Origin of the sequence: Kitasatospora sp. NPDC057738 (assembly GCF_042798815.1) — a bacterium.
Classification (GTDB): Bacteria; Actinomycetota; Actinomycetes; order Streptomycetales; family Streptomycetaceae; genus Kitasatospora; species Kitasatospora lactacystinica.
In genome coordinates, this window is sequence record NZ_JBHVJT010000080.1 from 1 (window position 1) to 6165 (window position 6165).

The 6165-nt window shown below is 71.8% G+C and carries 5 protein-coding genes; 3 read left to right on the top strand and 2 right to left on the bottom strand.

Annotated features, from left to right (window positions below; all coding sequences use genetic code 11):
* Positions 1 to 291 precede the first annotated feature (291 nt).
* The gene (locus ACFVGO_RS32580) at positions 292 to 951 is read left to right on the top strand and encodes a hypothetical protein (protein WP_380635688.1); all 660 of its coding nucleotides are present in this window, start codon (positions 292 to 294) and stop codon (positions 949 to 951) included.
* On the opposite strand, the gene ACFVGO_RS32585 is transcribed toward ACFVGO_RS32580, so the two are convergent.
* Positions 922 to 1596 carry a hemolysin III family protein gene (locus ACFVGO_RS32585; protein WP_380359196.1) on the bottom strand — a complete coding sequence of 225 codons (675 nt, stop codon included), beginning with the start codon at positions 1594 to 1596 and terminating at the stop codon, positions 922 to 924. The two genes, ACFVGO_RS32580 and ACFVGO_RS32585, sit on opposite strands and share 30 nt — an antisense overlap.
* 284 nt (positions 1597 to 1880) lie before the next feature.
* On the opposite strand from ACFVGO_RS32585, the gene ACFVGO_RS32590 reads away from it, so the two are divergent.
* Complete coding sequence (locus ACFVGO_RS32590) at positions 1881 to 3707, top strand: phosphoenolpyruvate carboxykinase (GTP) (protein WP_359899489.1); 1827 nt, start codon at positions 1881 to 1883, stop codon at positions 3705 to 3707.
* 164 nt (positions 3708 to 3871) lie between these two features.
* On the opposite strand, the gene ACFVGO_RS32595 is transcribed toward ACFVGO_RS32590, so the two are convergent.
* Positions 3872 to 5086 (bottom strand): pyridoxal phosphate-dependent aminotransferase, encoded by a 1215-nt coding sequence (locus ACFVGO_RS32595; RefSeq protein WP_359899491.1) that lies wholly within the window; start codon positions 5084 to 5086, stop codon positions 3872 to 3874.
* Between the two features lie 277 nt (positions 5087 to 5363).
* On the opposite strand from ACFVGO_RS32595, the gene ACFVGO_RS32600 reads away from it, so the two are divergent.
* The coding region (locus ACFVGO_RS32600; RefSeq protein WP_380635691.1) for a prepilin peptidase at positions 5364 to 6165 on the top strand (802 nt) is incomplete at its 3' end.

A 6165-nucleotide genomic window follows, 5' to 3' on the forward strand; every position in this document is an offset into this window, starting at 1 on the left:
GTTCGGCGCCCTGCGTGCTGCCGCAGGTGCGTCCAGCGCGTCCAGCGCGTCCGGCGCGTCCGACGGAGGCGAACCGCGGCTACGCTCCGTGATGTGTCCTGGAAGTGCTGCTTCCGCACGAGGAATTGACGCAACGTTGATCTGTCGTTCGCCGCCCCGGGGCAGTTGGCCATGACTGTCGGTAGATACCATGTGGCAATCGGTCAGTGCTGGCCGACGCGTGCCGAGAGCGGAGAAGAGGTGGGGCGGCGGGAGCCGACCACGAGCCCGGCACCGGGAAAGGGGACCGAAGTGGCCGACGCGGACGACAAGCAGATGAGCACCCAGGTGTGGGGTTCGGCGGTGGTGGTGGGCTCTGCGCTGGCCGTGGTCGCGGCCTATCTGATCAACGGCGCCCTGCTGGTCCTGGCGGTCGCCGGGGTCGAGACCCTGCTGCTCATGGTGTACGTCGCCCGCCGCTGGCGCGCGATGCACGGCGATCGGGCCCCGGTCCGGCACCGCCCGCGCCGCGGCATCCCGGACGCCGCGCACTGCGAGCGCTGCCGCCGGGCCCGCGAGGCGCTCGACGCCCGGCAGGCGCGGGCCCGCTCGGCCGGTGCGCCGGGGCGGTCCGGGTCCGCGGCGCTCCCGACGGCGGCCGGGTCTCCGCGCGAGCCGTACCGGGAGTCGTACGAGCCCCGCCGGGAGTCGCACGGGGAGCAGCACCACGCCCGCGGGGAGCAGTACTACGCCCACGGCGAGCACCACCACGCGCACGGGCTGCTGCAGGATCCGGGCCCGCAGTCGGAGTCCGGCGCCGTCGACCACTCGGCCGTCCCGCGCCGCCCGCAGCTCCGGGCCCCGTACGAGCGGCCCTGGACGGCGGAACGGGCGGCCGGCCGGTCCGTGGACCGTTCGACCGCCCGTCGGGGTGCGCCGGGATCAGCCGGCCGTGCTGTACGCCACCAGTGAGACGCCGATGTACTGGACGATGAACGCCCCCAGGGTGAAGGCGTGGAACACCTCGTGGAACCCGAACCAGCGCGGTGAGGGGTTGGGCCGCTTGAGCCCGTACACCACGCCGCCGATGCTGTAGAGCACTCCGCCGACGATCATCAGCACCAGGACGGCGACCCCGCCGGTGTGCAGGAAGTCCGGCAGGTAGAAGGCGGCGGCCCAGCCCAGCGCGAGGTACACCGGTGTGTACAGCCAGCGCGGCGCGCCGACCCAGAACACCCGGAACGCGATCCCGGCCAGTGCGCCGCCCCAGACCGCCCAGAGCAGCAGTTGCTGGTCGGCGCCCTTGAGCAGCAGCATCGTGAACGGCGTGTAGGTGCCCGCGATGATCAGGAAGATGTTGGCGTGGTCCAGCCGGCGCAGCACGGCGTCCCCGCGCGGGCCCCAGTCGAAGCGGTGGTACACCGCGCTGACCCCGAAGAGCAGCCAGGCGCTGACCGAGTAGATCGCGCAGGCGATCCTGGCGGGCGTGGAGTCGGCCAGGCAGATCAGCACGATCCCGGCGGCCACCGTGGCGGGGAACATCCCGGCGTGCAGCCAGCCGCGCCACTTCGGCTTGCTCTCCATGAGTGCACTCTCCGCGAGCGCAGCAGCAGTCATGCGCAGCATGCTACCCGTTACCTACGGATCCGTAGGTTACTGGCGCGTAGGAAGTGGCGATCGTCACTGTTGGACGTTTTGGAGTAATAGGAGTGTGGCGCCGCACACTCCGTCCCGGGTGGGGCCGCTCTGTTACTGGTCAGTAATCATACTGGCTGGAGTAAAAGGTGCGTCAATTTCGACGCTTCGCCGCGTTCCGGCCTTGAGTCCGGAGCTACGCTGCAAGCACCCTCAGACCCCCGCGACGCCGTCTCCTCGCCGAGATGGCGTGAAACGGAGCGATCGTGTCGTACGAGATCTCTGCTCTCAGCGCATCCGCGCCCACCCGCCACAAGCAGCTGCTCGCTTGGGTGAGCGAGATCGCCGAGCTCACCCAGCCGGACCGCATCGAGTGGTGCGACGGTTCCGACGAGGAGTACCACCGCCTCGCGGACCTGCTGGTGGCGCAGGGCACCTTCAAGAAGCTCAACGAGGAGAAGCGCCCCAACTCCTACTACGCCGCCTCGGACCCCACGGACGTGGCGCGCGTGGAGGACCGCACCTTCATCTGCTCCGAGCAGGAGAAGGACGCCGGACCGACCAACAACTGGAAGGCCCCCGCCGAGATGCGGGAGCTCTTCCAGGGCGAGCAGGGACTCTTCCGCGGCGCGATGAAGGGCCGCACGATGTACGTCGTGCCCTTCTCGATGGGCCCGGTCGGCTCCCCGCTGGCCGCGTACGGCGTCGAGATCACCGACTCCGCCTACGTCGCCGTCTCCATGCGCGTGATGACCCGCATGGGCCAGGCCGTGCTGGACCAGCTCGGCGAGGACGGCGACTTCGTCAAGGCCGTGCACACCGTCGGCGCCCCGCTCGCCGAGGGCCAGGCGGACGTGCCGTGGCCGTGCAACAGCACCAAGTACATCTCGCACTTCCCGGAGACCAAGGAGATCTGGTCCTTCGGTTCGGGCTACGGCGGCAACGCCCTGCTCGGCAAGAAGTGCTACGCGCTGCGCATCGCCTCGACCATGGCCCGCGACGAGGGCTGGCTGGCCGAGCACATGCTCATCCTGAAGCTCACCCCGCCGAACGGCGAGGCCAAGTACGTCGCCGCCGCGTTCCCCTCGGCGTGCGGCAAGACCAACCTGGCCATGCTCCAGCCGACGGTCCCGGGCTGGAAGGTCGAGACGATCGGCGACGACATCGCCTGGATGCGCTTCGGCGCCGACGGCCGGCTGTACGCCATCAACCCCGAGGCCGGCTTCTTCGGCGTCGCCCCCGGCACCGGCGTGGACACCAACGCCAACGCCATCGACACCCTCTGGGGCAACACCGTCTTCACCAACGTCGCCCTCACCGACGACGGCGACGTGTGGTGGGAGGGCCTCACCGAGGAGCCCCCGGCGCACCTGACCGACTGGCGCGGCAACGACTGGACCCCCGAGTCCGGCACCCCGGCCGCCCACCCGAACGCCCGCTTCGCCGTCCCGGCCGCGCAGTGCCCGACCATCGCCCCGGAGTGGGAGGACCAGGCGGGCGTGCCGATCTCGGCGATCCTGTTCGGCGGCCGCCGCGCCACCGCCGTCCCGCTGGTGACCGAGTCCTTCGACTGGCAGCACGGCGTCTTCCTCGGCGCCAACATCGCCTCCGAGAAGACCGCCGCCGCCGAGGGCACCGTCGGCGAGCTGCGCCGCGACCCGTTCGCGATGCTGCCGTTCTGCGGCTACAACATGGGTGACTACTTCGCCCACTGGCTGAAGGTCGGCGCCCGGGCGGACGCCGCCAAGCTGCCGAAGATCTACTACGTCAACTGGTTCCGCAAGGACGCCGGGGGCAAGTTCGTCTGGCCCGGCTACGGCGAGAACAGCCGCGTGCTCAAGTGGATCGTCGAGCGCCTGGAGGGGACCGGCGAGGGCGTCGAGACCCCGATCGGCGTGCTGCCGACCGTCGAGGGCTTCGACCTCGGCGACCTGGACCTGTCCAAGGAGGACCTCGACCTGCTCTTCACCGTGGACGCCGACCTCTGGCGCCAGGAGGCCGCTCTCGTGCCGGCCCACCTGGAGACCTTCGGCGACCACACCCCGAAGGAGCTGTGGGACGAGTACCGGAACCTCGTCGCGCGCCTCGGCTGAGCCTGAGCCTCAGCCGGGAGAGAGGCGGGCGCGCGGCACGAACCGCGCGCCCCGCCGAGCGGCAGGACGGCCGGAGTTCCGCCGGGCGATTTTCCCCCGACCAAGGAGATCGCCCGGGCCGGGACTCCGGCCGTAGTGTTTTTCCCCGGGGCTTCCCGCCCGGGCTACGGCTGGACGTAACCCCCGAGGAAGTCGCCGATCCGGGTCACCGCGTCGGTGATCTCCTCCGCCCGGGGCAGGGTGACCAGCCGGAAGTGGTCCGGCTCCGGCCAGTTGAAGCCGGTGCCCTGGACCAGCAGGATGCGCTGGGAGCGCAGCAGGTCCAGCACCATCCGGGCGTCGTCCTTGATCTTGTGGACCTTGGGGTCCAGCCGGGGGAAGGCGTACAGCGCGCCCTTGGGCTTGACGCAGCTGACCCCCGGGATCTGGTTCAGCAGCTCGTACGCGGCGTCCCGCGAGGCGTGCAGCCGGCCGCCGGGCAGCACCAGGTCGCGGATCGACTGCCGTCCGCCGAGCGCGGCGGCCACCGCGTGCTGGGCGGGCATGTTGGCGCACAGCCGCATCGAGGCGAGCACGGTGAGGCCCTCGATGTAGCTGCGGGCCCGGCGCCGGTCGCCGGACAGCACCATCCAGCCGGAGCGGAAGCCGGCGACCCGGTACGCCTTGGACAGTCCGTTGAAGGTGACGCAGAAGAGGTCCGGGGCCAGGGTGGCCAGCGGGACGTGTTCGGCGTCGTCGTAGAGGATCTTGTCGTAGATCTCGTCCGCGTAGACCACCAGGTCGTGCCGGCGGGCGATCTCCGCGATGCCCTCCAGCACCTCGCGCGGGTAGACCGCGCCGGTCGGGTTGTTCGGGTTGATCACCACGATGGCCCTGGTCCGGTCGGTGACCCTGGCCTCGATGTCGGCGAGGTCCGGGTACCACTCGGACTGCTCGTCGCAGCGGTAGTGCACCGCGGTGCCGCCGGCGAGTGAGACCGAGGCGGTCCACAGCGGGTAGTCCGGGGCCGGGACGAGCACCTCGTCGCCGTCGTCCAGCAGCGCGGTCATGGCCAGCTGGATCAGCTCGGAGACGCCGTTGCCGAGGAAGACGTCGTCGACGGAGAGGCCGTGCAGCCCGCGGTCCTCGTAGTGCATGACCACCGCGCGGCGGGCGGAGAGCAGGCCCTTGGAGTCGCCGTAGCCGTGCGCGTCGGCGAGGTTGCGCAGGACGTCCTGGAGGATCTCCGGGGGCGCCTCGAAACCGAAGGTGGCCGGGTTGCCGGTGTTGAGTTTGAGGATGCGGTGGCCCTGTTCCTCCAGCCGCATCGCCTCGTCGAGCACCGGGCCGCGGATGTCGTAGCAGACATTGGCGAGCTTGCTGGACTGGATGACCTGCATGTCCGCCTACTTTAGGGGTACGGAGGGGCCGTGCGGCCGGTCTCCGCGGGGGTGCTTTCGGGGGCCCGAACAGCCCCCTTGGATCGGCAGGCGGGGGTGGCGGACGGCCTTCCGAACCAGTAGTCGAATGTCCGGAATGCTCGTGTATGCGAGGAGCGCTGTCGCGCTTTCGTGCGGAACGAGACGGACGGCACACCGCCCGGCGCGGGAGGATGGGGCCGGTCGCGCCGATGGCGTCGGTCGTGTCGGTCGCGTCGGTCGAAGTGGGGGTGCGCCGGTGGTCCCGGTCGTGGTGGCGGCGGTGCTGGTCGGTCTCCTGGCGGCTCCACCGCTGCGCGGGCTGATCGCCCGGTTCGCGGTGCCGGAGGGCGAGCCCCGGTGCGAGGACTGCCCGGCCTGCGGGCGCCGGGTGCGCCTGCTGCCGCCGACCGGGCGCTGCCGGGGCTGCCGGGAGCGGCTGGGCGCCGGCGCCTGGACGGTGGAGGCGGTCGCGGTGGCGGTAGCCGTCGCGGTGGCGAACGCGGCGGACCGGCTGGTGCTGGTGACCCTGGCGATGGGCTGGGCGGCGGCGCTCGGCGTGGCGCTCGGTTTCGTCGACGCGCGGGTGCGCCGGCTGCCGTACCGGCTGACCCTGCCACTGCTCGGCGGGGTGACGGCGCTGCTGCTGGCGGCGGTGCCGAGCGCGGGGCCCGGGGTGGCGCTGCGCTGCCTGCTGGTCGCGCTCGCGGTCGGGGGTGTGCTCGAACTGGCCGTCTGGCTGGGCGCGTTGGGCCCGGGGGACTCCCCGCTCGGGCTCGCCCTGGGCGGGCTGCTCGGCTGGTACGGCTGGTCGGTGGCGCTCGGCGGGCTGTTCGCCGCGATGGTGCTCGCCGGGCTGTGGGGCACCCTGCGGGCCGCCGCCGCGCTGGTCCGTCGCCGCCCGGTGCGCGGACTGGACCTCCCGGTCGGCCCGTTCCTGCTGCTCGGCGCGCTCCCCCCTGTCCCTTTTCCGTTGGCCCCCCCCCCCCCGCCCCCCCACCCCCTTCACGACGGGGGACAAAACAACCCCCCCCCCCCCCCCCTTCTCCCCCCCCCCCCCC

Coding starts and splice junctions, on each gene's coding strand:
- ACFVGO_RS32585 (WP_380359196.1), bottom strand. CDS start 1,596: ATGACTGCTGCTGCGCTCGCGGAGAGTGCACTCATGGAGAGCAAGCCG.
- ACFVGO_RS32595 (WP_359899491.1), bottom strand. CDS start 5,086: ATGCAGGTCATCCAGTCCAGCAAGCTCGCCAATGTCTGCTACGACATC.